Annotated in this window: 25 protein-coding genes; 13 read left to right on the forward strand and 12 right to left on the reverse strand. The window is 72.3% G+C overall.

The genetic code is table 11. From position 1 onward, the window contains the following. Nucleotides 1–14: 14 nt before the first annotated feature. Both D452_RS0124205 and D452_RS0124210 read right to left on the reverse strand, forming a co-directional pair. Nucleotides 15–2,978, reverse strand: a complete 2,964-nt coding sequence (locus D452_RS0124205; protein WP_017546720.1) for a helix-turn-helix transcriptional regulator — start codon at nt 2,976–2,978, stop codon at nt 15–17. A 94-nt stretch (nt 2,979–3,072) separates the two neighbouring features. After that, nucleotides 3,073–4,641, reverse strand: a complete 1,569-nt coding sequence (locus D452_RS0124210; protein ID WP_233515608.1) for an MFS transporter — start codon at nt 4,639–4,641, stop codon at nt 3,073–3,075. A gap of 372 nt (nt 4,642–5,013) precedes the next feature. Here D452_RS0124210 and panB point away from each other — a divergent pair, with 372 nt between their 5' ends. Next, the gene (gene panB / locus D452_RS0124215) at nt 5,014–5,868 is read left to right on the forward strand and encodes a 3-methyl-2-oxobutanoate hydroxymethyltransferase (protein WP_017546722.1); all 855 of its coding nucleotides are present in this window, start codon (nt 5,014–5,016) and stop codon (nt 5,866–5,868) included. Here the strand turns inward: panB and D452_RS0124220 are convergent. After that, nucleotides 5,856–6,116 carry a hypothetical protein gene (locus D452_RS0124220; protein WP_017546723.1) on the reverse strand — a complete coding sequence of 87 codons (261 nt, stop codon included), beginning with the start codon at nt 6,114–6,116 and terminating at the stop codon, nt 5,856–5,858. The two genes, panB and D452_RS0124220, sit on opposite strands and share 13 nt — an antisense overlap. Before the next feature lie 172 nt (nt 6,117–6,288). Here D452_RS0124220 and D452_RS0124225 point away from each other — a divergent pair, with 172 nt between their 5' ends. Then, complete coding sequence (locus D452_RS0124225; RefSeq protein WP_017546724.1) at nt 6,289–7,329, forward strand: LLM class F420-dependent oxidoreductase; 1,041 nt, start codon at nt 6,289–6,291, stop codon at nt 7,327–7,329. Here the strand turns inward: D452_RS0124225 and npdG are convergent. Together npdG and D452_RS0124235 are read right to left on the reverse strand one after the other, a co-directional pair. Then, nucleotides 7,326–8,021, reverse strand: coding sequence for an NADPH-dependent F420 reductase (npdG, locus tag D452_RS0124230; protein ID WP_017546725.1), 696 nt, complete (start codon nt 8,019–8,021; stop codon nt 7,326–7,328). The two genes, D452_RS0124225 and npdG, sit on opposite strands and share 4 nt — an antisense overlap. 75 nt (nt 8,022–8,096) lie before the next feature. Then, on the reverse strand, nt 8,097–8,288 hold the full coding sequence (locus D452_RS0124235) for a hypothetical protein (protein ID WP_017546726.1): 192 nt from the start codon (nt 8,286–8,288) through the stop codon (nt 8,097–8,099). A gap of 89 nt (nt 8,289–8,377) precedes the next feature. Here D452_RS0124235 and map (D452_RS0124240) point away from each other — a divergent pair, with 89 nt between their 5' ends. The 6 genes from map (D452_RS0124240) to D452_RS0124265 all read left to right on the forward strand — a co-directional run bounded on the left by map (D452_RS0124240) (nt 8,378) and on the right by D452_RS0124265 (nt 14,691). Beyond that, nucleotides 8,378–9,229 (forward strand): type I methionyl aminopeptidase, encoded by an 852-nt coding sequence (gene map / locus D452_RS0124240; protein ID WP_233515609.1) that lies wholly within the window; start codon nt 8,378–8,380, stop codon nt 9,227–9,229. A gap of 481 nt (nt 9,230–9,710) precedes the next feature. Continuing rightward, on the forward strand, nt 9,711–10,508 hold the full coding sequence (locus tag D452_RS28920; protein ID WP_017546728.1) for a HEAT repeat domain-containing protein: 798 nt from the start codon (nt 9,711–9,713) through the stop codon (nt 10,506–10,508). A gap of 97 nt (nt 10,509–10,605) precedes the next feature. Then, a complete protein-coding gene (locus D452_RS0124250; RefSeq protein WP_026129642.1) occupies nt 10,606–11,169 on the forward strand; it encodes a dihydrofolate reductase family protein in 564 nt (187 codons plus the stop codon). Between the two features lie 130 nt (nt 11,170–11,299). Next, entirely contained in the window at nt 11,300–12,133 is an 834-nt protein-coding gene (locus tag D452_RS0124255; RefSeq protein WP_017546730.1) for a M55 family metallopeptidase, read from the forward strand. 144 nt (nt 12,134–12,277) lie between these two features. Further along, nucleotides 12,278–13,669, forward strand: a complete 1,392-nt coding sequence (locus D452_RS0124260) for a M20/M25/M40 family metallo-hydrolase (protein WP_017546731.1) — start codon at nt 12,278–12,280, stop codon at nt 13,667–13,669. Nucleotides 13,670–13,692: 23 nt separating this feature from the next. After that, on the forward strand, nt 13,693–14,691 hold the full coding sequence (locus tag D452_RS0124265) for a S66 peptidase family protein (protein WP_017546732.1): 999 nt from the start codon (nt 13,693–13,695) through the stop codon (nt 14,689–14,691). 86 nt (nt 14,692–14,777) lie between these two features. Here D452_RS0124265 and map (D452_RS0124270) read toward each other — a convergent pair whose 3' ends face one another. Then, nucleotides 14,778–15,545 carry a type I methionyl aminopeptidase gene (gene map / locus D452_RS0124270; RefSeq protein WP_017546733.1) on the reverse strand — a complete coding sequence of 256 codons (768 nt, stop codon included), beginning with the start codon at nt 15,543–15,545 and terminating at the stop codon, nt 14,778–14,780. Between the two features lie 81 nt (nt 15,546–15,626). Between map (D452_RS0124270) and D452_RS0124275 the strand changes: the two genes are divergently transcribed. Further along, a complete protein-coding gene (locus D452_RS0124275) occupies nt 15,627–15,911 on the forward strand; it encodes a helix-turn-helix domain-containing protein (protein ID WP_017546734.1) in 285 nt (94 codons plus the stop codon). Between the two features lie 45 nt (nt 15,912–15,956). Here the strand turns inward: D452_RS0124275 and D452_RS0124280 are convergent, their stop codons facing one another. Continuing rightward, nucleotides 15,957–16,856 carry a polysaccharide pyruvyl transferase family protein gene (locus D452_RS0124280; RefSeq protein ID WP_017546735.1) on the reverse strand — a complete coding sequence of 300 codons (900 nt, stop codon included), beginning with the start codon at nt 16,854–16,856 and terminating at the stop codon, nt 15,957–15,959. A 258-nt stretch (nt 16,857–17,114) separates the two neighbouring features. On the opposite strand from D452_RS0124280, the gene D452_RS0124285 reads away from it, so the two are divergent. Further along, on the forward strand, nt 17,115–19,106 hold the full coding sequence (locus D452_RS0124285) for an acyl-CoA dehydrogenase family protein (RefSeq protein WP_017546736.1): 1,992 nt from the start codon (nt 17,115–17,117) through the stop codon (nt 19,104–19,106). A gap of 68 nt (nt 19,107–19,174) precedes the next feature. After that, the gene (locus tag D452_RS0124290; RefSeq protein ID WP_017546737.1) at nt 19,175–19,780 is read left to right on the forward strand and encodes a PadR family transcriptional regulator; all 606 of its coding nucleotides are present in this window, start codon (nt 19,175–19,177) and stop codon (nt 19,778–19,780) included. Between the two features lie 6 nt (nt 19,781–19,786). Here D452_RS0124290 and D452_RS0124295 read toward each other — a convergent pair whose 3' ends face one another. Continuing rightward, complete coding sequence (locus D452_RS0124295) at nt 19,787–20,536, reverse strand: VOC family protein (protein WP_040694797.1); 750 nt, start codon at nt 20,534–20,536, stop codon at nt 19,787–19,789. A 114-nt stretch (nt 20,537–20,650) separates the two neighbouring features. Between D452_RS0124295 and D452_RS0124300 the strand changes: the two genes are divergently transcribed. Then, the gene (locus D452_RS0124300) at nt 20,651–21,916 is read left to right on the forward strand and encodes an MFS transporter (RefSeq protein ID WP_017546739.1); all 1,266 of its coding nucleotides are present in this window, start codon (nt 20,651–20,653) and stop codon (nt 21,914–21,916) included. Nucleotides 21,917–21,998: 82 nt separating this feature from the next. Further along, complete coding sequence (locus D452_RS0124305) at nt 21,999–22,409, forward strand: hypothetical protein (protein WP_017546740.1); 411 nt, start codon at nt 21,999–22,001, stop codon at nt 22,407–22,409. Here the strand turns inward: D452_RS0124305 and D452_RS0124310 are convergent. The 4 genes from D452_RS0124310 to D452_RS28925 all read right to left on the reverse strand — a co-directional run. Next, a complete protein-coding gene (locus tag D452_RS0124310; protein WP_017546741.1) occupies nt 22,399–22,920 on the reverse strand; it encodes a hypothetical protein in 522 nt (173 codons plus the stop codon). The two genes, D452_RS0124305 and D452_RS0124310, sit on opposite strands and share 11 nt — an antisense overlap. Nucleotides 22,921–23,331: 411 nt before the next feature. Continuing rightward, nucleotides 23,332–23,943, reverse strand: a complete 612-nt coding sequence (locus D452_RS0124315) for a TetR/AcrR family transcriptional regulator (protein ID WP_017546742.1) — start codon at nt 23,941–23,943, stop codon at nt 23,332–23,334. Between the two features lie 22 nt (nt 23,944–23,965). Beyond that, nucleotides 23,966–25,126 carry an acyl-CoA dehydrogenase family protein gene (locus tag D452_RS0124320; protein ID WP_239646442.1) on the reverse strand — a complete coding sequence of 387 codons (1,161 nt, stop codon included), beginning with the start codon at nt 25,124–25,126 and terminating at the stop codon, nt 23,966–23,968. A gap of 8 nt (nt 25,127–25,134) precedes the next feature. Next, nucleotides 25,135–26,329, reverse strand: a 1,195-nt coding sequence (locus D452_RS28925; protein WP_017546744.1) for a biotin/lipoyl-containing protein, incomplete at its 5' end; no start/stop codon positions are given.

Consider the following 26,329-nt stretch of genomic DNA (forward strand, 5'->3'; position numbering starts at 1 on the left):
AGAACCGGGGCGGGTCAGAACAGTCCCAGTTCGCGCCCCCTCGCCGCGGCGGCGGTGCGGTTGCGCACGCCGAGTTTGCCCATGAGGTTGGTGACGTGCACGCTCACCGTCTTGGCCGAGATGAACAGCGCCTCCCCCACCTCACGGTTGCTTGATCCCCTGGCCACCTCCGCCAGGACCTCCACCTCACGTGGGGTGAGGCCCATCGGTGGTGCCCCGCCGCCGGGGGCGGCGGGGAGCGCCGTGCGTTCCGGAGTGGCACCGGTGGCGGCGTTCTGGTCGGGGTCGGGCAGGCCGTGGCGGGCGCGCAGGGCGCGGGTCTCCCGCTCGAAGAGCGCCATGCCGTGCCGCACGGCCAGGCGGTGGACGGTGTCGACGTGCTCGGTCGCGCGGTCGCGGCGCCCCGCCCGCAGCGCCGCCCCTGCCGCGGCCAACTGGTACTCGGCCCGCACGAGGACGTGGCCGCTGGGGACGACCGCGGCCACCGCGGCCTCGAACAGGGCCAGCGATTCCTCGGGGTCCGGGGCCAGCCAGGCCCTGGCGGCCAGCCGGACCGGAGGGGAGTCGGCGTGTTCGGGGTTCGCGGCCACCTTCTCGCTGAGTTCGCGGATCTCCTCCGCCAGGCGGCGGGCTTCGTCCCCCGGTTCCTCGGCCAGTCGCGCGACGATCGACGCGTGCCACACCTGAGTGGACCGGTAGAGGCCGTGGGCGAGGGGGGTCAGGGACCGGTCGCCAGTCGCGCTGGAGAGCAGGTCCCGGGCCATCCGTCCCGCGTCCACCAGGCGACCCTCGTACACGGCCAGCTGTTGGAGGACGGCGTGGACCGGCAGGTGCTCCACCGGAGAACTCACCTGTGCGGGAAGCACGCGGTGGAACTCGTTCAGGGTGGCCCTCAGCGCGTCCGGCCGCCAGCGGTACAGCTCCAGGTGCATGCGCAGGGTCAGCGCCCGGGCCCACGTCACCCCTCCGTCCGTGACTCCCGTCAGCAGTTCCTCGCACTCGGAGAAGCGCCCCTGGTAGAAGCGGGTGACCGCCAGCCCGCAGGCGAACGCCCCGCCCTGGGTCCGGGTCAGCCCGAACTCACGGCAGCGGCGCATCCCCTCCAGGGAGACCTGGGCGCTCTCCTCCAGCCTGTCGAGGTTCTTGAAGTACCCGCTGAGGTTGATCAGCCCCCGGATCTCGGCCGGGACGTCACCGATCTCCCGGGCCAGCCCGATGCCCTCGGCGAACAGTTCCAGTCCCTCGTCCGCGTCCAGGGGGCCACTGAGACTACCGAGGGTGATGAGGGCGTCGGCCTCACTGCGCCGGTCACCGAGCTCGCGTGCGCGGGCGAGGACGCGGCGGGCCGAACTGGCGGCCTGCTCGTGGTGGCCGCGCATCATGAAGGTGGCGGCCATGGTCGCGGCCACCCCGGGGGCGTCCGGGTGGTTGAATGTGAGCAGGATGGAGGCCTCGGCCAGGTCCTCCATCGCGCCGTCACGGCCCAACTCCTTGAGCGCCCGCCCGCGCGCGTGGCGCAGCCGGGAGACGCGTTCGAAGTTCTCCGGGCGGCCCTTCCGGGGATCGTGGACGCCGGTGACCCCGAGTTCCTCCAGTCCCTCGGTGGCGTAGCTGACCGCCCTGCGCAGCGAACCGGCGACCAGGGAGACCTCGGAGGCCCGGGCCAGCACCTGGTCACGGGGCAGGCCGACGCGTTCGGCGGCGTCGGGCACCTGGTCCCAGAGTTCGAGGACGCGTTCGATCAGCCCCAGGTGCTCTGGGTAGGCGTGCGCGGCGGCGGCGTGTTCGGCGGCCCGCCACGCGGCGGAGAGCGCGAGCGGCTGGTCGTGCGCGCAGTGCGCGTGGTGGGCGAGTTGGAGGGCCAGCTCGCTCTCGGGTACGCGCTCCACTCCCTCCTGGAGCGCCTCGGCGTAGCGCCGGTGCGCGCGCACCCGTTCGCCCGGCATGAGGTCGGTGTGCACGGCTTCCGAGAGCAGGGCGTGCCGGAACGCGTAGCCGTCCGCGGTGGAGCGGAGGATCCGGGCGTCGATGGCCGGGCGCAGGGCGGCTTCCAGGTCCTCCTCGGAGACCCCCGTACGGCGGGCGACGCTGGCGAGCAGGGTGTGCCGGACCCGGGTCCCCGCTGTGGCGACCAGGCCGAGGACGCGCCGGGTCGGTTCGGGCAGGGGCTCGACGGCGGAGAGCAGCAGGTCCCGGGGGCCGTCCGGGATGGGCGCTCCGGCGGGGTCGTGACTGGCGGCCAGGAACGATTCCACGAAGAGCGGGTTGCCTCCGCTGCGCTCGAACAGCAGGTCGAGGTCGGCCGGGTCGAGTTCCCGGCCGCGCAGGGCGGTGGCCTGGGCGCCGACCTCGTCACGGGAGAGCGGTTCCAGGTCGAGGCGCCGGACCCCGGGCAGGCGTTCGAGTTCGGGGAGCAGGCGGCGTAGCGGGTGCGTGCGGTGCAGGTCGTCGGTGCGCACGCTGACGAGCAGCTGGACGGGTGCGGGGCCGAGGTTGCGGAGCAGGAAGACGAGCAGGTCCCGGGTGGAGGTGTCGGCCCAGTGCAGGTCCTCGATCACCAGGGTGAGGCCGTGGGGCGTGGCGCGTTCCTCCAGGAAGGCGAGCACCGCCTCGAACAGCCGGGCGCGCCCCTGGTCGGCGGTCCCTGCGGCCCCGCCCGGTCCGGGAAGGAGGCGACCGATGTCGCCGGTGGGCTCGGCGGCGGATCCGCCCGAGCGCACGAGTTGGCGCAGCAGGGCGGTGAAGGGGGCGAAGGGGACGCCCTCGGCGCCCAGCTCCAGGCATCCGCCCACGGCGGAGGGGGTGCCGGACACCCGCCGCAGGTGCTCGGTGAACAGGCGGGACTTGCCGACCCCGGCACCGCCGCAGACCAGGACGGTGCGGGCGCCCTCAGGGACGGTGCGGCGCGCGTCCGCCGCGAGCTGGGACAGGTGGTGGTGGCGACCGACGAAGACGGGGGAGGGTTCGTGGACCTGCATGAGGTCCAGTATGTCCGTTGGATCCCGTCGGGGCGGGGGTCATTGGTCGGGACATCCGCGACCGGGTCCGCGGCCTCCTCTCGGTGCGCCCGCGCTAGGAGGTGCTCGCGGTCCGATCGTTCGACTCGTGGGTGGGCGGTTCCCGGGGCATCCACTTCCACACCACCGCGAGTCCCAGCAGGCCGAAGCACAGAGAGACCAGCGCCGCCGCGTGCAGGCCCGACACGAAGGCCTCCTTGGCCGGGGCGACCAGCGCGTCACCCTCCCCGCCCAACTGCTGGGCCAGGACCATGGTGGCCTCGATGGACTCACCCGCCGCCCGCACCTGCGCCGGGTCCACGTCGTGGGCCCGCTCCGTGACCGAGTCCAGCGTGGGCTCGATCCCCGCCCGGTAACGGAAGGAGATCACCGCCCCCAGCACCGCCACCCCCATGGCGGTGGCGATCTGGCGCGCCGTGTTCTGCACCGCCGACGCCGCCCCGGCCTTGGCCGGCGGAACCGAGGACATGATCGCGTTGGTGGCCGGGGTGAGCACCACCGCCATGGCCGAGGTCTGGAGGAAGAAGAACGCGATGATCAAGTACAGCGGGGTGTCCACCCGGATCTGGGTGTAGAAGGCGAAGCTGCAACAGACGGTCGCCACACCCGCCAGGGCGAGGGCGCGCGGGCCCACGTAGCGCACCAGGGTGGGACTGAGCGGGGCGAAGATCATCTGGCCCAGAGCGGCGGGAAGCACCAGGAGCCCCGCGATGAACGGAGGGAACTCGCGCACGCTCTGCCAGTAGAAGCTGAGGAAGAAGATGATCCCGGCCATGCTGAAGAACAGCACCATGACCGTGGCGACGGAGACGCTGAACCGGGGGTCCCGGAAGAAGCGCACGTCCAGAGAGGGGTCGGTGGTGCGCGACTCGTGGAACACGAACAACACCAGCACCCCCACACCCAGCACCAGCGAGCCGTACACGTCCCAGTCCGTGAGTGAGGCCCGCTCCCCCGCCGTGATGATCCCGTAGACGATCAACACCAGTCCAGGGATGGACAGCAGCACGCCCAGCACGTCCGGGCGTCCGGCGTTCTCGTTCCTGGACTCGGGGATGAGCACGAACATCAGCGACAGCCCGAGGATCACGAAGGGCACGTTGACCAGGAAGATCGAACCCCACCAGAAGTTCTCCAGGAGCAGACCGCCCGCCGAGGGGCCGATCGCCATCGCCAGGCCGACGGCGCCCGCCCACAGGCCGATCGCACGCGCACGCTCCTCGGGTGGGAACACGTTGGTGATCACGGACAGGGTCTGCGGCATCACCATGGAGGCGCCAAACCCCATCGCGGCGCGCGCCGCGATGAGTTGCTCGGGGCTCTGCGAGTAGGCCGTCAGCGCCGAGGCGGTGCCGAACACCACCAGCCCGGCCACCAGCAGCCGCCGCCTCCCCCACCGGTCGCCGAGCACCCCGAAGGTGAACAGCAGCCCGGCGAAGACCAGGGTGTAGGCGTTGATCGCCCACGCCAGCTGGGACTGGCTGGCGCCCACGCCGCGCTGCGGGTCGGAGAGGGTCTTCAGTGCGACGTTGAGGATCGTGTTGTCAGCCACGATCACCAGCAGGCAGATGATGAGCACCGCCAGCCCGCCCCACCTGCGCCGGTGCGCTGTCTGCTGGTCCACGAACACCCTTTCCGCCGTCCATCCGGTGCCGCCTGTCATGCTAACCAGCCGCCCCCTCGCGGTGCCCCGCACCGCACCGGGCTCACCGGACGGGTCCGAAAACGGCCGCCTCCCCGGGGAGGACGGCGCGGCACGTCCCGTGCGATGATGCTTGCGTGCCACCCCCGCACACCCGTTCCCCCCGCACCGGCGCCGCCGGGTGGCAGGGAACCGGTGGACGGGAGACGGGGAACATCCCCCTCTGGCACGCCGTTCCTCCCGAGGAACCCCTCCCTTCGGGGAACCGCGCGCGAGCGCACGACAACAGTTTTCGTCCACAGGTCCGGGGACACCCCCCAGCGGGTGCTTCGAGACAACGGAGGAAGAACCATCATGAGCACCACAGCCAAGACCCCCTCCGCCGGGAACGCCCTGTACGGCGGGGTCACCAATCGGCGCGTCACCATCCGTGACCTGGCCCTGGCCAAGCAGCGCGGCGAGCGCTGGCCGATGCTGACCGCCTACGACGCCCTCACCTCGCGGATCTTCGACGAGGCGGGCATCCCCGTCCTCCTCGTCGGCGACTCCGCCGCCAACGTGGTCTACGGCTACGACTCCACCGTCCCGGTGACGGTGGACGAGCTGGTCCCGCTCACCGCCGCCGTGGCCCGCTCCACCCAGCGGTCCCTGGTCGTGGCGGACCTGCCCTTCGGCTCCTACCAGGCCTCCCCCCAGCAGGCGCTGGAGAGCGCCTCCCGGTTCATGAAGGAGGGCAACGCCCAGGCGGTGAAGCTGGAGGGCGGCCAGGCGGTCGCCCCCCAGGTGGAGCTGCTGACCTCGGCGGGCATCCCGGTCATGGGCCACATCGGCCTGACTCCGCAGTCGGTCAACACCCTGGGCGGCTACCGCGTGCAGGGCCGGGGCGAGGCCGCCGCCGGTCTGCTCAAGGACGCCAAGGAGCTGGAGCGCGCGGGCGCGTTCTCCGTCGTGCTGGAGGCGGTCCCGGCCGATCTGGCCGCCGAGGTCACCGAGCAGCTGGCGGTCCCGACCATCGGGATCGGCGCCGGTCCGTCCACCGACGCCCAGGTGCTGGTGTGGCAGGACATGGCCGGGCTGAGCCCCCGGGTGGCGAAGTTCGTCAAGACCTACGCCAACCTGGCGGAGACGCTGCGCGAGGCCGCCTCGGACTACGCGTCCGAGGTCGTCGGCGGGAGCTTCCCCGCCGAGGAGCACACCTACGCCAGCTGATCCGGCCGCTGGACGGCCTCCGGTGGTTCCGGGGGCCGTTCCAGCCCCCGCGCGGCCCGACCGAAGGCGGGCAGGCACACCGCCGCCAGGTACAGCGCGGCCCCGGCGGCCAGGACCGGGGAGACCCCGAACAGGCCGATCGCCACCCCGACGCCCGGCGCCGCGACCGGCGCTCCGATCCGGGCGAGCGCCCCCACCATGGACATCCCCCGACCGACCATGCGCGCGGGCAGGCGTTCGAAGATCACCGCGCTCAGTATCGGGTTGATCAGCCCGCCGCCGAGCCCGGATCCCTCTTGGGTGGGAGGTGTCGGGCACGAAGGCCGGACGGCACCCTAAAACCGAACGGGGCTCGGTAGTACAGTGTCGACACACCGAGCACCGACGCGGGCCGGGGTCCGGCCCACGGGAGGACAGCACATGCGCATCTCGATGCCGCTCCAGTACGCGGGTGAGCCCAAGGACGCCGTCGATCAGGTCGTCGAACTGGAGAAGGCCGGGCTGGACACCGTGTGGGTCGCCGAGGCCTACGGCTACGACAGCCCCACCCTCATGGGCTACCTCGCCGCCCGCACCGAGCGGGTGACGATCGGCTCCGCCATCCTGCCGATGTACAGCCGCACCCCCACGCTCGTCGCGATGACCGCCGCGGGTCTCGACTACCTCTCCGACGGGCGCGCCGTGCTCGGCCTCGGGGCCAGCGGCCCGCAGGTGATCGAGGGCTTCCACGGCGTCCCCTACACCAAACCGCTCGCCCGCACCCGGGAGACCATCGAGATCTGCCGCAAGGTCTGGGCCCGCGAGGAGCGTCTGACCCACGACGGCAAGGTGTTCCAGCTGCCGCTGCCTCCCGAGCAGGGCACCGGCCTGGGCAGGCCGCTCAAGATCATCAACCACCCGGTGCGCTCACGGATCCCGATCCACGTGGCCTCCCTCGGTGAGAAGAACGTCGAGATGACCGCCGAGATCGCCGACGGCTGGCTTCCGCACCTGTTCATCCCGGAGAAGGCCGAGAGCGTGTGGGGCGGGTTCCTCGCCAAGGGAAGGGCCAAGCGCGATCCCGGGCTGGGTGCGCTGGAGATCTCCGCGGGCGGGCTGCTCGCCATCGGTGAGGGCGAGCAGACCCGACGGATCGCGGACCTCACCCGCCCGGTCATCGCCCTCTACGTGGGCGGCATGGGCGCCAAGGGCAGGAACTTCTACAACACGGTGGCCCAGCGCTACGGCTACGAGGAGGCCGCGGAGAAGATCCAGGACCTCTACCTCGCCGGGAAGAAGGACGAGGCCGCCGCCGCGGTGCCGGACGAGTTCGTGGAGCTGACCAACCTGGTCGGCCCCGAGTCCTACGTGCGCGAACGCGTGGAGGCCTTCCGAGCCGCCGGGGTCACCCAGCTCAACGTGACCCCGGTCGGCGAGAACCCCGCCCGGCTCATCGAGAAGGTCAGGGAGTGGGCCGCCTAGATACCGGTGATCCGCACGCCCGCGTGCGTCTTGTAGCGGCGGTTGACCGCGATGAGGTTGGCCGTGAGGGCCTCGACCTGGTGGGCGTTGCGCAGCCGCCCGCCGAACACTCCGCGCACCCCGGGGATCCGGTCCGCCAGGGCGCGCACGGTGTCCGTGGCCTCACGGTCCTCCCCCAGCACCAGGACGTCCAGCTCGATCTGGTCGACCTCCGGGTCCAGGAGGAGCACGGCGGAGACGTGGTGGAAGGCGGCGGTGACCCGGCTGCCCGGCAGGACCTCGGCGGCCTGCTGGGCGGCGCTGCCCTCGGGGACGTCCAGAGCGAAGGGGCCCTTCTTGTCGAAACCGAGGGGGTTCACGCAGTCCACCACGATCTTGCCCGCGAGCCGGTCGGCCAGCGACACCAGCAGCTCACGGTGGCCGTCCCACGGAACGGCGACGATCACGATGTCACCGCGCTCCGCCGCGTCGGCGTTGGCCAGCCCCCGGACCTCGATCGGCGTGGACTCGGCCGCCACGAGGGCGTCCGCGGCCTGGGCCGCGCGCTCGGCGCTGCGGGAACCCAGGAGGACCGGGAGTCCGGCCAGCGCGAAGCGGCGGGCCAGCCCGCGTCCCTGGTCGCCGGTCCCGCCCAGGACCGCGATGGTCAGCCCGGTGATGTCCGCGCCCTGCTGTGCGTCGTGTTCGCTCATGCGCCGATCCTGTCAGAACGGGCCCGGCGGGGGAACGCGCAGGGCCGGTGCTCCTCCGGCCCGGCCCCTGCTCCGTCAGCTGTTGCCCTCGTTCTCGTCCTGCTCGTCCCAGGCCTCGTTGCGCTCCGCCGCGATGCGCAGTGCGCGCGCCGCCGTGGCCTCGTCCTCGTAGGGGCCGAGCCGTTGGGAGTCGGGGCATCCCGCGCCGTGTTCGACCCTGCCGTGACGGAGGCAGTACCACCAGCCGTCGTCCTGTGCGTCGCTCACTACCGACCCCTCTCGTCGTTGCGGGTACGTGTGGCACCTACCCTCCGCCGGGCGCTCCTGACCGCGCCCACGAACTACAATCAGTGTCCATGACTACTCCGCTGGTTCCTGGGCGCATCTCGCCCCAACGTTCGGTCCCCTCGCACATCGTCCGGCCGGAGTACGTGGGTCAGAAGCGTCCCGTGGAGGGCGTCCTGGGCGACGTCCAGACCCCGGAGACGATCGAGCGGATCCGTGAGGCGGGACGCATCGCGGCTCGTGCGCTCGAAGAGGTCGGCAAAAACGTCCAGCCCGGGGTGACCACGGACGAGCTGGACCGGATCGGCCACGAGTTCCTGCTGGACCACGGCGCCTACCCGAGCACCCTCGGTTACAAGGGCTACCCGAAGTCGCTCTGCTCCTCCCTGAACGAGGTCATCTGCCACGGCATCCCGGACGACACCGTGGTCCGCGACGGCGACATCGTGAACATCGACATCACCGCGTACAAGGACGGCGTGCACGGCGACACCAACGCCACGTTCCTCTCCGGTGACGTCTCCGAGGAGAACCGCCTCCTCGTCGAGCGCACCCGTGAGGCCACGATGCGCGCCATCAAGGCCTGCCGCCCCGGGCGGCAGATCAACGTGATCGGCCGCGTCATCGAGTCGTACGCCAAGCGCTTCGGCTACGGGGTGGTGCGCGACTTCACCGGCCACGGTGTGGGCCCCGAGTTCCACTCCGGCCTCGTGGTCCCGCACTACGACGACCCGCGCGCCACCACCGTGATGGAGCCGGGCATGACCTTCACGATCGAGCCCATGATCACCCTGGGCGGCGTGGAGTACGACATGTGGGACGACGGCTGGACCGCCGTCACCGCCGACCGCAGGTGGACCGCGCAGTTCGAGCACACGCTGGTCATCACCGACTCCGGCGCGGAGATCCTCACCCTGCCGTAGTCCCCGAGCCCCGGCCGCCCTCGGCGCCGGGGCTCCCCTGTGCCCACTGACAGGAACCCAGGGTGATGCCGTCAGAACGGAGAGTGCCAATCGCGAGAGGGGAACTCCAGGGCCGTCCGACCCTCGCGCGCCCCCCTTTCCGCTGGGACCCTGGTGGACAGTGTGTCGGAACGCGGTCGCTCGCTCACGGAGCGGCATCCTATGCTGTGCGGAATACGAACGACCGCGAACCCGGGTACTTCCCCTTCGGTAACCCCGAGCGGGCCGCGTCACCCCCGGACCGACGGTCGACCGCCCGACGCTCCCATCCCCCAGACCCTGGCCGCCCGACGGGCACCGGGGCCCTCGCGCGTGCGGACGACACGGAGCGGGCTCCGAACGGGTTGGGGAAAACCCCTGCACCGGGCGCACTGTTGCGGATTGACTGATCCCCGACACCATCAACCCACCGTCACAACCCACCAACACACAGGAACCAACCATGGCGATGTTCGTCCACCTGACACCCCGCGCCAACATCTCCCGCATACGGAGGTCCGGCCTGGGCACCGCCATCGGGCCCGGAGGCCTGCGCGGGGTGTTCTGCTTCCCCGTGCTGCCGTCGTACACGGTGACCCACCAGTGGCTGCGTGAGCTGACCGGACACCACGGACCCCGTGGCCTGATAGCGGTGTACCTGACCCTGGCCGACGACGAACCGGTCACCGTGGGGCACTTCGACGACAGCGACGGCCCCCAGAGGGTCGGCGCCGCCGAAGCGGTGCGTGTCGTCGCCGGGCTCCGCGAACCCCGCGGCTGGGAGGTGTTCGTACCCCGCCGGGTCGACCGCCACGAGGTCCACCGCATCCGGGAGGTCCGCCGGCTCGCCGAGACCCGGCCCCTCCCCCGGAGCGGTCCGGTCCCGATGGAACTGGTCGCCGACGCCTGCGACCGGGCCGACACTGTGGCCCTGCGTGAGGCCCTGTCCCTGCTCGGCCGGCGCCGCCGGGGCCCCATCGACCGCGTCGCGTCCCTGTGCGGCCATCCCGAACCCCTGGTCCGCGCCACCCTGGCCGAGTCCATCGTCCCCTGGGCCGTCCCCGGCGTGGACGACCTGCTGACCCGCCTGTCCGGGGACCCCGACCACAAGGTCCGCGAGGCCGCCGTCCAGGCCTTGGAGACCCGCGCCGCCGTACCGGTCCCCCGGCCCCGCGGGATCCGGTCCGCCTCTCCGAGCGTGCCCGAAGGGGCGCTCCCGCACCCCAGAGGCGCCCTGTTCCACCCCCGTACCCGTCACTGAACGGGCCGGGCGCGCGACACGGGTGTCCCGGCGAGCCGTGCCGGGTCCGCGACATGTGGCGGTCGTACGGTGGGACCGTCACCGAGGAGGGCTTCCCGTGCGCAGAGTGACCTGTTCGATGGGCGTATCGCTCGACGGCTACATCGTCGGACCGGACGGCGGCTTCGACTGGACCGACCCCGACGACGGACTCTTCCGCTTCGTCACCGACGAGACCCGGCGGATCGACGTCTACCTGCTGGGCCGACGCCTCTACGAGACGATGCTGTACTGGGAGACCGTCGGCGGGGATCCCTCCCTCGACGACGCGACGCTGGAGTGGGCCGCTCTCTGGAACTCGCTTCCCAAGGTGGTGTTCTCCACGACGCTGTCGACGGTGCGTGGCAACGCCCGACTCCTCTCCGGCGGCCTGGAGGAGGAGATCGTGCGCCTGCGGGCCGAGCCGGGGGACGGCGACATCGCGATCGGCGGCGCCACCCTCGCGGCCGCGGCCGCGGCTTCGGACCTGATCGACGAGTACCGGATCAGGGTCCACCCCGTGCTGGTGGGCGGCGGTGTCCCGTTCTTCCCCCGCGAGGAGCGCCGGGTGGACCTCGAGTTCGTCGAGTCCCGCACCTTCGGTTCGGGGGTCGTCTACCTCCGCCACCGTGTGGTGCGCTGATCGGCGGCGAGATGACCTGCGCGAAGCGGCGTGAACCGATGACGGGCGCCACCACGGGACGGCGGGGCACGGGCGCGGCGGCCGGTACGGGACTGGTGACCGGTTTCGACTCCGGGCTAGGGTCTGCTGGATGAAGATCCTCATCTCCGCGGACATGGAGGGCGCCACCGGCGTCACCTGGCCCGCCGACTGCGAGCCCGGGACCGAGCAGTGGCAGCGCTGCCGGTCCATGTTCACCAGCGACGTCAACGCCGCCATCGGCGGGTTGTTCGAGGGCGGCGCCACGGAGGTGCTGGTCAACGAAGCCCACTCGACCATGCGCAACCTGTTGCTGGAGGAGCTGGACGAGCGGGCCACGATGATCACCGGACGCCACAAGGAGCTCTCCATGGTGGAGGGTGTCCAGGCGGGGGACGTCGACGGGATCGTCTTCCTCGGGTACCACTGCGCTGCGGGCGAGGACGGCGTGCTGGCGCACACGTACCTGCCCAACGCGATCACCGGGGTGTGGCTGGACGGCCACACGGCGAGTGAGGGCTACCTGAACGCGGCGGTGGTGGCGGAGTACGGAACCCCGGTGATCCTGGTGACCGGGGACGACCGCGCGTGCGAGGACGCGGGGTCCTACGCTCCGTCGGCGGGCACGGTGGCGGTCAAGGACCACGTGAGCCGGTACGCGGCCCGCTGCCGGCCCCCGGCGCGAACGGCCGCGGACATCCGCGGCGAGGCGCGGCGCGCGATGGCGCTGGCCGGGCGGACGGAGGCGGTGGAGCCCTCTCCGAAGACGATGGAGGTCGAGGTCGACTCCGCGCAGCTGGCCCAGGCCGCGGCGATCGTTCCCGGTGTGACCCGAACGGACGCTCGGCGTGTCCGGTACACGTCGCCGGACGCCTACGAGATGATCCGGACGTTCAAGGCGGTCTGCACCCTGATTTCGAACGCCATGGAGAAGGACTACGGGTGACTTCCTCGTGCGCCAGGTGATGTGCGCATCGCGAGGACAGCGCCCCGTGGGAAACGATAGAACTGTGGCGGGGAGAACCACACGTGGGAAACGTGTGTCTGAAGTGAGCAAGAACCCCGAAGCCTGCTGAGAGAGGCCGAGACCGTGGGCCACACCAACACCTCCCTGACGGACAGCGCGCGCGACGCGGAACTGGCCGAGGCGGGGGAGGACGCCGTCCGCCTGACCCGAGAACTGATCAGGCGGGACTCCACCAACCACGGCAGGGGCGAGGGCGACGAACGCGCCGCCGCCGAGTTCGCCGCCGAGGCGCTCGGGGAGGCCGGGCTCTCCCCGGTGGTCCTGGAGTCCGCCGACCGGCGCGCGAACGTGGTGGTGCGCATCCCCGGGACCGACCCGGACGCGGACGCCCTGCTGGTCCACGGTCACCTGGACGTGGTGCCGGCGGACGCCCACGACTGGACGTTCCCGCCCTTCGCCGGGGAGATCGCTGACTGCCCGGTGACCGGCGCCCCCTCACTGTGGGGGCGCGGCGCGGTGGACATGAAGAACACGGTGGGCATGGTCAGCGCCGTCGTCCGGTACTGGGCGAGGCTGGGCCTGCGTCCCCGGCGCGACATCGTGCTGGCGTTCGTGGCCGACGAGGAGGACAGCGCCGCCTACGGCGCCGACTACCTGGTGCGCGGCCACGCCGACCTCTTCGAGGGCTGCACGATGGCGATCGGCGAGGGCGGCGGGCACACCGTGCACGCCCGGACCTCCTCGGGGGCGGCGGCCCGGCTGTACCCGATCGGGGCCGCCGAACGGGGCAGCGCCTGGCTGACGCTGCGCTCGCACGGGACGGCGGGGCACGGTTCGCGGCCGCCGAGGGACAACGCCGTGGGCTCGCTGGCCGCAGCGGTGGCCCGGATCGACCAGCACCGCTGGCCGCTGCACCTGACCCCGGTCACCCGTGCCGCGATCGACGCGATCGCCCGGGCGCTGGAGGTCGAGCGCGCGGCCGGTGACACCGGATCCAACGAGGCGGTGGACGACCTGGTGAGGAAGTTCGGCACCGCCGCCTCCCTGGTCTCCGCGACGGTCCGCAACAGCGCCGCTCCGACCATGCTCTCGGCCGGGTACAAGGTGAACGTCGTGCCGGGCGACGCGACCGCCGGTGTGGACGGCCGTGTGCTGCCCGGGGGCCGGGACGACTTCGAGGCGACCATGAACGCGCTCACCGGGGACCGTGTGGACTGGGAGTACGCGCACGGGTCTCCGCCGGTCGAGGCTCCGGTGGACTCGCCCGCCTTCGACGCGCTGCGCTCGGCGATCCTGGCCCACGACCCGGAGGGCCTGGTGGTCCCGGTGTGCCTGGGCGGCGGGACGGACGCGAAGGTCTTCGCGCGGCTGGGGATCGACTGCTACGGCTTCTCCCCCATGCGCCTGCCCGGCGGCATCGACTACCCCGACCTGCTGCACGGGGTGGACGAGCGGGTGCCGCTGGACGGACTCCGGTTCGGCGTACGGGTGCTGGACAGCTTCCTGCGCGCCTGAGGCGGCGGGCACCAACAACAGGGATGGGGACCAACGTGGGTGAGTCGGTGACCGAGGTTCGCGAAGGGGGACCCGTGGCGGACCCCCGCAGAGCGAGGGCGCTGACCCGTCCGCCGAGACTGCGGGAGGGCGACCGGGTGCGTCTGGTCGCCCCGTGCAGTCCGGTTCCGGACCAGCAGCTGGACGCGGCGGTGGAGGCGCTGCGGGGGTGGGGCCTGGAGGTCGAGCTGGCCCCCCACGTGCGTGACCGCCATCCGGTGCTGCCGTACCTGGCCGGGGCGGACCGGGACCGGGCCCGCGACCTCCAGGAGGCGTGGTGCGATCCCGGTGTGCGCGCGGTGTTCTGCGCGCGGGGCGGTGACGGCGCCCACCGGATGCTGGACCTGCTGGACTTCGACGCGATGCGCCAGGCCGCTCCCAAGGCGCTGATCGGCTTCAGCGACATCACCGCGCTGCACGAGGCGTTCGCGGTGGAGCTGGGGATGGCGACCGTACACGGTCCGGTGGTGGGGACCCGCTACTTCGTGGGTGACGACGTGGCCCAGCGGGAGCTGCACACCACACTGTTCACCCCCGAGAGGCGCATGCTCCTGACCTCGCCGGGTGCCCGGGCCCTGGTCCCGGGCCGGGTCGCGGGGGTCACCTTCGGCGGGAACCTGAGTCTGCTCAACGACGGGCTGGCCACCCCGCACAGCCGGCTCTCGGCGGCGGGCGGGGTCCTGATCCTGGAGGACGTCAACGAGGACGCCGCGCGACTCGACCGCATGCTCACCCATCTGTTGCGGACGGGGTGGATGGACGGGGTCGCCGGGGTCGCCCTGGGCACGTGGACGGACTGCCCGCCCGACCCCGGGGTCGTCTCCGAGCTGATGCGGGAACGCCTGGAGCCGTTGGGGGTACCGGTGCTGTGGGGCCTGGACTTCGGGCACTGCCCCGCGCAGCTCACCGTCCCGCTGGGTGTTCCGGCGGTGTTGGACGCCGACGCGGGCACCCTCGCTCTGGGTGTACCGGGACTGGAATAGCTGGAGCAGACGACCCCGGGATCCCCGCGCCACCCGCTCGTGCGGGTGGACCGGGGCCCCAGGGGCCGTTCTCGGGCCGGGCCGCGTCAGGGCAGGGTGAGCACCACCGGGCCGTCCTCGGTGACGGCGACCGTGTGCTCGCAGTGGGCGGCCCGGGTGCCGTCGTCGCTGAGCACCGTCCACCCGTCGTCGCCGTGGGCGTAGCCGTCGGAGCCGCCGCGCACCAGCATGGGCTCGATGGCGATGACCAGCCCCGGGACGAGCCGGAAGCCCCGGCCGGGACGACCGTCGTTGAGCACGTCGGGTGCCTCGTGCATGGTGCGGCCGATACCGTGCCCGCCGTGGTCGGCGGTGAGCCCGTACCCGGCGGCGCGGGCCTCGGTCGCGATGGCGTGGCCGATGTCGCCCACGCGGTCACCGGGGCGCGCGGCGGCGATCCCCCGGGCCAGCGCGGCCTCGGTGTCGGCGATCAGGGCAAGGTCGGCGGGGTCGGCCTCCCCCACCACGAAGCTGATCGCGGCGTCGGCGGACCAGCCGCGCAGGCGCGCGCCGCAGTCGAGACTGACCAGGTCTCCTTCGGCCAGCACCCGCTCTCCGGGGACGCCGTGGACGATCTCGTCGTTGACGCTCACGCAGGCCACACCGGGGAAGGGCATGGGAGCCCAGCCCGGTTGGTACCCCTGGAAGAGCGGCTCGGCGCCCGCGTCGGAGATGACCTTGGCGGCGGCGCGGTCGAGGTCTGCGGTGGTGAGGCCGGGTGCGGCGATCCGGCGTCCGGCGGCGAGCGCGTTGGCGACGACCCGTCCGGCCTCGCGCATGAGTGCGATCTCCGCGGGGGTCTTGATCTCGACCATGGGGAACCCTTTCCGAATGAGGTGAGGATAACTATACCGGTATTAATATACGACCTCTCGCGCCCGGGATAGACTCGCGCCATGGTTCGAGAACCGCTGACCGAAGACCAGATCGAACGCGGCCGTGCCCTGGGGACCCTCCTGCGGGAGGCCCGGGCCGACCGCACGATGGTGGACGTCGCCCGCTGCTCGGGGATCTCCGTGGAGACCCTCCGCAAGATCGAGGGCGGCCGCGTCCCCACCCCGGCCTTTTTCACCGTGGCGGCCGTCGCCGCCACCCTGGGACTGTCCCTGGACACCCTGCTCGCCCGGGTCGACCCCGTGCCGAGCCCCGTACCCGCCCCCCTGCACGGCATCGCCGTCTGACCTCGGCGGGAGGAGCACTCGACGACGGCACAGCACAGGGGCCCTTCAGCCTCCGTTGAGGGGCGCCCTCTCCCCTCGCAGCACCTCCACCAGCCGGCACCCCAGCGGCGAGACCGTGTCCGCCGCCCTGAGCCCCGCCTCCCGGCGTCCTTCTGCCAGACACCACTCCCACCAACGGTCCAGGGAAGCGGGGTCCGGGCCCCGGACGGGATCCTCGACCGTCAGCACCGGCCAGTTCCAGGCCCTGCCCTGTGCCGCGACCTTCGCCCCGTGGACGACGGGGTCCACCGCGAGCGCGGGCACACCGTTGCGCAGGGCCAGGACGAGCCCGTGAAGGCGGGTCGTCACCACCAGGTCGGTGCGACGCACCAAGGCGTCGAACTGGTCGGGGTGCGCGCAGTGTCGCCAGTCCGTCCGGTCGAGTCTCGTGTCAAGGGGCAGACGCCCGCAGTCCTTGGCGACCAACCATCCGCTAAGAGCCTCATGGACCCGGTCATGAGCCGAGAGAGCACCGTACTCGGGCTGGCCAGGCGCGGCGGTCACCCCGACGACCGGAAGTTCCCGGCCTTTCCTCGGTGCCCCCTGCGCCAGGTCACGCTCGGGCCCCGCGCACGTTCCGTCCCGGGCCAGGACCGCATGGAAACCAAGGAAGGCGGGGTCCCCGCGATCCACCACTGAGACGCCCACCGCGACACGTCGGCTCCGTGGGAACCGCCGGTGCAGATCGCGCACCTGCTCACCGCCGACCGGCCCGCAGACGAAGACCAGATCCGAGTAGTCACGCTTCTCCGCCTCGTCCAGGGTGAGCCCGTCGGGCCTGAAGACGGGGCTCCATGCCACCTCGTACCGGATTCCGGCCGACCGCAGCGTGGCGCCCACCGCCTCGGCGGCGCCGACATCGCCTGCTGTGGCCTCCCCATGCAGGAAGGAGAACCACCCCGCCACCAGAACGCGCCCGGGAGTCCGCCGTATCCGGCCGGTGTCCTTCTCCGGGCCCCTTTCTCTCTCACGCACTCGACCACCCCCACCGTGGTCAGTGATTACCGCCGCCGTCGGGCCACAAACGGGGAAGGGAGGAACTCCGGCGCGCCACCCCCTACGTTGGGACTCACACACCCGCGACCCGGGCGTGTACACGGCCGCCCTCCGGGGCGGAGTGGTAACAGGTGAAGGTCGCGTCAACGACGACCACAGGGGGAGCACATGAGCGAACAGGCTCTGTTGAAGCTGGACGAGGCCGAGCTGCGCGGGCTGCTCGACGGGCGTTGGGCCCACGTGCGCGAACGCGCGCGCGACGTGATCCGGGGCGAGGAGTTCGCCCCGGTGTACGGCCTGTCCGTGGAGGAGCACCGCGCCCGCAGCCTCAAGCAGCTCTTGGCGCTGGCGGAGACCGGAGTGCCCGCCTACGGCTTCCCCGAGTCCGTGGGCGGAACCGACGACATCGGTGCCTCGGTGGTGGCCTTCGAGATGCTCGTCGCGGACATGTCCCTCATGGTCAAGATGGGTGTGCAGTTCGGACTGTTCGGCGGGGCCATCCGGGCCCTGGGCACCGACGAGCACCACCGGAGGTACCTGCCCGGCGTCATGACCGTGGACCTGCCGGGCTGCTTCGCGATGACCGAGACCGGCCACGGATCCGACGTGCAGCGCCTGCGCACCACGGCCACCTTCGACCCGGGCACCGGGGAGTTGGTGGTCCACACCCCCGACGAGTCCGCGCGCAAGGACTACATCGGCAACGCCGCCCGCGACGGACGCATGGCGGTGGTCTTCGCCCAGCTGCGCACGCCGGACGGCGACGGCGGCCTGATCGAGCACGGCGTGCACGCGGTCATGGTGCCCCTCCGCGACGCCGAGGGCACGCCGCTGCCCGGAGTGACCGTCGAGGACTGCGGCCCCAAGGCCGGGCTGAACGGGGTGGACAACGGCCGCCTGTGGTTCGACGGCGTGCGGGTGCCCCGCACCAACCTGCTCAACCGGTACGGGGACGTGGCCGCCGACGGCACCTACTCCAGCCCCATCGAGAACCCCAACCGCCGGTTCTTCACCATGCTGGGCACCCTGATCCGGGGCCGCATCAGCGTGGCCGGGGGCGCGGGCACCGCCACCAAGGCGTCGCTGGCCATCGCGATCCGCTACGCCGACACCCGCCGCCAGTTCACCCGCCCGGCCACGGACACCCAGCCGGAGCGGGAGGTGCGCGTCCTGGACTACCTCGCCCACCAGCGCAAGCTGCTGCCCGCGCTGGCCCGCACCTACGGCCTGCACTTCGCCCAGGAGGAGCTGGTCACCCGCCTGCACGAGCTGTCCCGGGCCAGCGAGCGCGACGAGCACGCCCAGAGGGAGTTGGAGTCGCGCGCGGCCGGGCTCAAGGCCGTCGCCACCTGGCACGCCACCGAGACCATCCAGACCTGCCGCGAGGCGTGCGGCGGCTCGGGGTACCTCTCGGAGAACCGCATCCCGCAGCTCAAGGCGGACTCGGACATCTTCACCACGTTCGAGGGTGACAACACCGTCCTGTTGCAGCAGCTCACCAAGGCCCTGCTCACCAACTTCAAGGACTCCTTCGGCGACCTCGACCAGCTGGGCCTGGCCCGGTTCATGGCGGGGAAGGTGTTCGAGACCGTCATCGAGCGCACCGCCGCGATCCCGCTGATCGACCGGCTGGTCGCCGCGTCCCCGGGCCGGGACGAGGCGGGCCTGTACAACCGGGGCTGGCACCTGGAGCTGATGGAGGACCGCGAGAAGCACATCATCGAGGGCCTGGCCGGGCGGCTGCGGCGCTCCAGGAAGGACGGCAGCGACGCCTTCGAGGTGTTCAACCAGGCCCAGGACCACGTGCTCGCGGCCGGTCGGGCGCACATGGACCGGGTGGTGCTGGAGGCGTTCGTGGCGGGCATCGACCGCTGCGGCGACCAGTCCACGGCCAAGCTGCTCAACCGCCTGTGCGACCTCTACGTGCTGTCGGTGATCGAGGAGGACCGGGCCTGGTTCCTGGAGCACGAGCGGCTCTCGACCGCGCGCACCAAGGCGGTCACGGCCGCCGTGAACGACCTCTGCCGCGGGCTGCGCCCCTACGCGGTGCGGCTGGTGGACGCCTTCGGGCTGCGTGACGAGTGGCTGGGCGCGCCGATCGCCCTGGGCGCCGAGCACCGGCGGCAGGACGAGCAGCTGGCCGCCGAGCAGCCGGTCTGATCCGGCCCGCAGTGCCCCTCACCCCGTAGGCTGGTCGGCGTTGACCACACGGGGTGAGGGGTGCGGGGATGTCGGCCATCCGCTTGCTGGTGCTCGGAGCGGTCCGGCTCCACGGGCGGGCACACGGTTACCAGGTCCGTAACGACCTGGAGTCCTGGGGCGCGCACGAGTGGACCAACGCCAAGCCGGGGTCGATCTACCACGCGCTCAAGCAGATGGCCCGGCAGGGCCTGCTCGTGGCGCACGAGGTGGCGCCCTCCACCGCCGGTGGTCCGCCCCGGGTCGAGTACGAGGTCACCGGGCGCGGCACCGAGGAGTACTTCTCGCTGCTGCGCGCCGCGTTGTCGGCGCACGACACCAGGCCGGACGTGCTCTCCGCCGGACTCGGCTTCGCCGTGGACCTGCCCCGGAGTGAGGCCCTCACCCTGTTGCGGCGACGCTTGGCGGGGCTGGAGGAGTGGCGCTCCGAGGTGGTGCGGTACTACGACCCCGACCGGGGCCCGGAGCCGATGGGGCACATCGGCGAGATCATGGACCTGTGGGTGCACACCTCGGACTCCGAGGCCGCCTGGACCCGGGGGCTGATCTCACGGGTCGAGGGCGGCGCGTACACCTTCGCCGACGAGGAGGGCACGCCGTTCGAGGGCGTGCTGGCCCCCGACACCGGGAACTGAACGACGTCAGGACCGGTCGTCCTCGCCGTCCCGCCACTCCTCCAGGCGGATGGCGTGGTCCAGCTCCCGCTCGACCCGCTGGCGCTCCTCCTCGGTGAGTTCCACCGACGCCAGCTCGGTCCGCCAGGCCCGGGCCCGTTCCGGGTCGTCCAGTGCCAGGGACAGCTCGACCAGGGTGGCGTGCGCCAGGGCCCGCTCCACCGCCGGGGCCGTCTCCGCGTGCCTGCGCAGGGCGGACTTCAGGTGGCGGTACGCGGCGAGGTCGTCGTTCTTGAACTCCCTGAAGTTGCGCGCCTGGTCGAGGGCCCGCGCGATGCCCTCCAGTTCGGGTGATCCGCCGTAGTCCAGACCCTCGGGCTCGTCGCGCCGGATGAAGATGAGGCTGTTCCCGGAGGGGTCCATCAGGGTGAAGCGGCTCGCGCCGGGGCGGAAGCGGGTGACGCGCGGCAGGCCCCGCGACAGGACCTTGCCGTGGGCCGCGCGCATGGCGTCGGTGATGGCCTCGTGGTACGGGGCCACGGCGTCGACCATCACCAGCGCGCCGCCGGTGTTCTCCTGGGCGGGGTCCAGTCCCTTGGGCGCGGCACTGTAGTGGAGCTCGAAGCCGCTCCACCTGAACGCGAGGTAGACGTAGGGCCGGAACTGCTTCCAGGTGACCTCGAAACCGAGCGACTCGTAGAAGTCGAGGGTGGCCTGGGGGTCGTGGGTGTGCAGACCCGGCACGGTGGTCTCGTTGGGACGCATCGACTCTGCCATGCCCCCACGCTACTAGTCAAAGTTGACTAGATGCCAACGGGTTCCCCCGAACCCTTCCCCCACTCGGCCCGACTGGTCTAACATGAACCCTCCTCATGTTAGGTGGGTCACACTGTGCGCACTCCCCCGGCGCCGCCGCCCCGAGCCCTCGCCGAGCCGACACGCGACGTCCGCGCCCTGTGGGTGGCCGGGATCAGCCTGGCCAACCTCGGCATGTGGATGGCCTTCTTCGGCCCCCTCCAGGTACTCCTCCCGGAACAGATCGGCCGGGTCAGCCCCGCCGACAAGGAGACCGTCCTGGCCTGGGTCACCGGTGTCGGCGCGGCGATGGCCATGGTGGCCACTCCGCTGGCCGGAGCGCTGTCGGACCGCACCACGGGGCCCCTGGGCCGTCGCAGACCCTGGGTCCTGGCCGGCGCCCTGCTCGGCGGCGCCGGGCTGGTCGTCCTGGGCTCCCAGGAGAGCGTCTGGGGCATCCTGCTGGGCTGGGCGTTCGTGCAGACCGCGCTGTCCTGCCTGAACGCCACCCTGCTCGCCGCCGTCCCGGACCACGTGCCCCGGAGCCAGCGCGGCGCGGTCTCCGGGTGGATCGGCATCCCCCAGTCGGCCGGGGTCGTGGCTGCGGTCGTACTGGTCACCGTGGTCGTCACCGAGGTCTCCCCCGGGTACACGCTCATCGGGGTCCTCACCCTGGTGTGCGCCCTGCCGTTCGCGCTCCTGTCCCCCGACCCTCCCCTGCCCCGCGAGGACCGGCCGCCCTGGCGCGACCTCGTCCGGAGCCTGTGGGTCTCGCCCCGGAGGCACCCGGACTTCGCCTGGGCCTTCCTCACCCGGTTCCTCATCGGCACGGGCAACGCGATGTTCATCCTCTACATGCTCTACTTCCTGCGCGACGCCGTGGGGTACGAGGACCTGTTCCCCGGCTCCTCCGCCACGGACGGGCTGCTCACGCTGATCCTCGTGTACACGGCGGCGGTCGTGGCCACCACCGTGGTCGCGGGCGCGGTCTCGGACCGGATCGGGAGGCGCCGCGGCATGGTCGCCCTCGCCGGGGTGGTGATGGGCCTGCCCGCGTTCGCGTTGGCGCTCGTGCCCACGTGGACCGCCGTGCTGGCCTGCGCCGTGGTCCTGGGGGTGGGGTTCGGTGTCTTCCTGTCCGTGGACAACGCGCTGGTCACCGAAGTGCTCCCGGCCGCCGAGGGGCGCGCCAAGGACCTGGGCATCGTCAACATCGCCAGTTCGGGCCCCCAGGTGATCGCCCCGGCACTGGCCGGGCCGATCGTCGTCCACCTGGGCGGCTACCCGGTGCTGTACTCCGTCTGCGGGCTCGTCTCCCTGGTGGGGGCGGTGACCGTCTGGAGGATCCGGGGCGTGCGCTGAGCCCCCGGCAGCGGGGCCCGGAGCGGGCTGACCACCGTGTCACCCCTGGCGCCACTGCCCCACCAGGGGTGACCATGGGGGCATGGATGAGCGGAAGACCTGGGATTGGCTGGTCAGGGAGCTGACCGAGGGTGCGGAGACGACCGTCCAGCCCGGCGGGGCCGGCGCCCCGGTGACCTACCGTGCCGCCAGCCGGGCCGAGGTCCTGCCCGGGGAGCGCGGGATCCGGATCGGCTGCTTCCAGGGCCGGGAGCTGGAGGAGTCGATGGTCCTGCACCTGGACCCGCCGACCCTGGCCGCCCGGCTGCGGGATCTGGTCGAGGAAGCGGTGGCCGCGTTCGGCACCCGACGCGAGGAGGGCCTGACCGAGGCCTTCGAGCTGCTGATGGTCCATCTCCAGGAGACCGTGGACACGGCCAGGCCCGGGGAGGTCCACCTGGTTCCGGCCCGGGGCGGCTTCGACTCCCTGCGCGACCCGCCGGTCAGTCGCTGACGGCGTCCAGGGTGCCGCTGTCCGCACGGGTGTGCGAGGGAGTCTCCTCGCCGCGCTGACGGGCCGGTTCCCACCACCACCAGTGCGTCTCCGGCACCCAGGCGGGGACCTCCTCGACTGTGGCGGGGCTGGCGTTGGCGGCCACCGCCTCCAGGGCGTCGTCGATGCGCGGGAGCGCTCCGAGGTCGATCGGCCGCAGGAAGCTCTCCAGCGGGACGAACGCGTCGCCGAGGAGCTGGATCATGGAACGGCGCCAGCAGGCCGGCCGGTACCCCTCGTGCTGGCCGTTCTCGGCGGCGGTCTGGCTGCGCACCACGTACAGGCTGAGCCGGACCGGGTTGTTGCCGCTCACGAGGAGTTCGGCGAGGGTCGCGTTGAAGTTCTGCCCGGCCGGGGATCGGCGTTCGGCCTCGGTCGTGGCCTGGTAGAGCTCGAAGAGCCGCGCGAACGCGGAGTCCATGAGGGCGTCGCGGTCCCTGCCGCGCGTGGCGCTCTCAGAGAACGCGTCCAACGCCCGTTTGGCCAGGCTGGGAAGGTCCCTGCCCGCGTCCGCTGCCACCGGTCCACCGCCCTGTCCGCAGAAGTGTTGTGAGGAACCGTCGGGGCGGTCCCCCGACCGACACTTCCGATCATAATCGCCCGCCACGCCGGGGTGGTAGGCGATTACCCAACAGTAGCCGCAGACCACCCGGGCGTGGGGCACGCGAGCGTCCGGTGGTTACAGACCCACACCCTTGAGGAGCCCCCCGAGCTGACGTTCCACCGGCGGGACCCCGTGTCGGCACACGACGCAGCGTTGGTTCCGAGCCTCTGAGGAACCCGGGACGAATCAGTCGGGCTTTCGCGACCACGAAGGACCCGATCATGCCGCTCGCGGCCAACGCGACGACGGGAAGTTGTCGGGCGGCTCCACTCCCGGGGTTCAGCCGACGGTCTCCAGGGCCCGGTCGAGCATGGCCGCCCACTGGCGGACGACCCGGCGCCGACGGGGTCCGTCATCGGTGAGGAGGTTGGCCAGGCCCAGCCCCCGAGCGAGGTCCAGGGTGGCCTGGACCGCTTCCCGGGTCCCGGGCACGGACTCGTCCGCGCCCAGCAGTTCCACGGCCGCGCGGTGCACCTCCCGCCCCACCTGTTCCTCCAGGGGGATGACCCGCGCGCGCAGCGCGGGGTCGCTGGCGGCCCCGGCCCACAGTTGGAGGGCGGCGTTGAAGCCGGTGCCGCTGAAGGCGTCCACCACCATCTGCACGACGGCCTCGGTGCGGCCCGGCCCCTCCGGGACCGCCTCGGCGCGGCGGCGCAGCTCGGCCCCGCGACCGTCCACCATGTGCCGCAGCGCGGCGAGGAGCAGGTCCTCACGGGTCGGGAAGTGGTGCTGCGCGGCGCCCCGGGACACCCCGGCGCGCTGGGCGACCGCGCCCACCGTGGCTCCGGCCACGCCGCGTTCGGCCAGGCACTCCACGGCCGCGTCGAGCAGCCGGGCCCGCGTGGCCCGGCTGCGTTCCTGTCTCGGCTCCCGGTCGGATGCCGTGCCCACTGCGCGCCCCTTCTCTCCCGTGTCAGTACGACTTGGGCAGCCCGAGGGACTGCTGGGCCACGTAGTTGAGGACCATCTCCCGGCTCACCGGGGCGATCCGGGCCAGCCGGGCGGCGGCGATCGCCGAACCCAGACCGTACCCGCTGGCCAGACCGTTGCCCCCGAGGGTCTGCACGGCCTGATCCACCGATCGGACGCACGCCTCGGCGGCGGCGTACTTGGCCATGTTGGCGGCCTCCCCGGCGCCCGCGTCGTCGCCGGAATCGTAGCGGAGCGCCGCGTGCTGGGTCATCAGGCGGGCCTGCTCCATCTCGATCTTCACCTGCGCCAGCGGGTGGGCCAGCCCCTGGTGGGAGCCGATGGGCTGGTCGCGCCACACGGTGCGTTCCTTGGCGTAGGCGACGGCCTTGTCGAGGGCGTGGCGCGCGCTGCCGGTGGCCAGGGAGGCGGCCATGATGCGTTCGGGGTTGAGCCCGGCGAAGAGCTGGAGGAGTCCGGCCTCGGGGTCCCCGACCAGCGCGTCGGCGGGCAGCCGGACGTCGTCCAGGAACAGCTGGTACTGGTGGTCGGGGCTGACCAGGTCCATCTCGATGCGCTGGGCCGTGAACCCCGGGGTTCCGGTGGGGACGACGAACAGGGCGGCCGAGAGGCGGCCGGTGTCCTCGTCCTGGACACGGCCGACCACGAGAACGGCGTCGGCGACGTCCACGCCGGAGATGAAGGTCTTCTGTCCGTTGAGCACCCAGCCGTCGCCGTCACGGCGCGCGGTGGTGGTGATGCGGTGCGAGTTGGATCCGGCGTCGGGTTCGGTGATGGCGAAGGCCATGATGGACTCTCCGCTGGCCAGCCCGGGCAGCCACCGGCCGCGCTGCTCGGGGGTGCCGAAGCGGGCCAGAACGGTGCCGCAGATGGCCGGGGACACCACCATCATCAGGGTGGGGCAGCCCGCCGCGCTGAACTCCTCCAGGACGGCGGCCAGGTCGCCGATGCCGCCGCCCCCGCCGCCGTACTCCTCGGGGACGTTGACGCCGAGGTATCCGAGGCCGCCCGCCTCCTTCCACAGTTCCGTGAGGTAGGAGCCCTCCCTGGCCTTGGCCCGGTAGTACTCGGAGCCGTACTTGGCCGCGAGGTCGGCGACGGCGGCCCGGAGTTCGACGCGCTCGGTCGGTTCGTTGAAGGTCATGGCACCGGTCACTGATCAGGCCCTTCGTTGTTGTCGGTGTGGTCGAGGACGGCCAGCGGGGCCCCTGCGGGGACCCGGTCCCCCGCGGCGACGGGCAGTTCCCGGACGGTCCCGGCGGCGGGAGCGGTGACGCGGTGCTCCATCTTCATCGCCTCCATGCGCAGCAGGGTCTGCCCCTCGCGGACCCGATCCCCCACCGCGACGTCCACGGCGGTGACGGTTCCGGGCAGGGGCGCGGGCAGGGCACCGGGGTCGACGGCGGGTTCGGGTGCGGGGAGCGGGTCGACGGGGGTGAGGGTGACCGAGCCCAGAGCGGACTCCACGTACACGTCCGCGCCGCCGGGGCGGGGGCCGTACACGTCGAAGGCGCGCCGCAGCCCGTCCACTTCCAGCACCACCCGTTCCGGCGTGGCCGAGAGCACCCGGACGCCCTCGCGTTCGGGCAGGTGGGCGCCGCGCACGGAACGGAAGGACGAGGTGGTCTCGCGGCCCTTGGGTGTGGTGTGCCGGTGCCGGTGCAGGGCGGAGGGCAGGTTGCGCCATCCGGCCGGGACGCCCGGGGGAAGGACGCCGTTCCCCCGGGCCGCCTCGACCGAGGCCAGGGAGGCGGCGAGCGCGGCCAGCTCCTCCGTGGCCGGGTCGGCGAGGGGTCGGGCGAGCTCGGTGAGCCGGTCGCCGGTCAGGAAGCCGGTGTGCAGTCGTTCGGGACCGGTCTCGGCATGCGTGAGGTCCGGGTGGCGCAGGGCGCGGACGAGCAGGTCCCGGTTGGTGCCCACCCCGTGCACACGGGCCCGCGCCAGGGCGGCGGACAGTCGGCGCAGGGCGTCACGGCGGTCGCGTCCGTAGGCGATGACCTTGGCCAGCATGGGGTCGAAGTCGGTTCCCACCGTGTCACCCGCCTCCACCCCGTGGTCGAGGCGCACCCCGGGCGCGGTGAGCGGAGCGAAGGAGAGGTCCGCGGCGGGGACCTCGAAGGCGTGCAGCGTGCCGGTGCGGGGCCGCCAGTCGTCACCGGGGTCCTCGGCGTACAGGCGGGCCTCCACTGCGTGGCCGCGCGGGGCGGGAGGCCCGGTGTCGGGCAGCGGCTCGCCCTCAGCGATCCGCAGCTGCCACTCCACCAGGTCCAGTCCGGTGACGCACTCGGTGACGGGGTGCTCCACCTGGAGGCGGGGGTTCATCTCCAGGAAGACCGGCTCCCCCAGG

This window comes from Nocardiopsis prasina DSM 43845 (assembly GCF_000341265.1).
GTDB classification, from domain to species: domain Bacteria; phylum Actinomycetota; class Actinomycetes; order Streptosporangiales; family Streptosporangiaceae; genus Nocardiopsis; species Nocardiopsis prasina.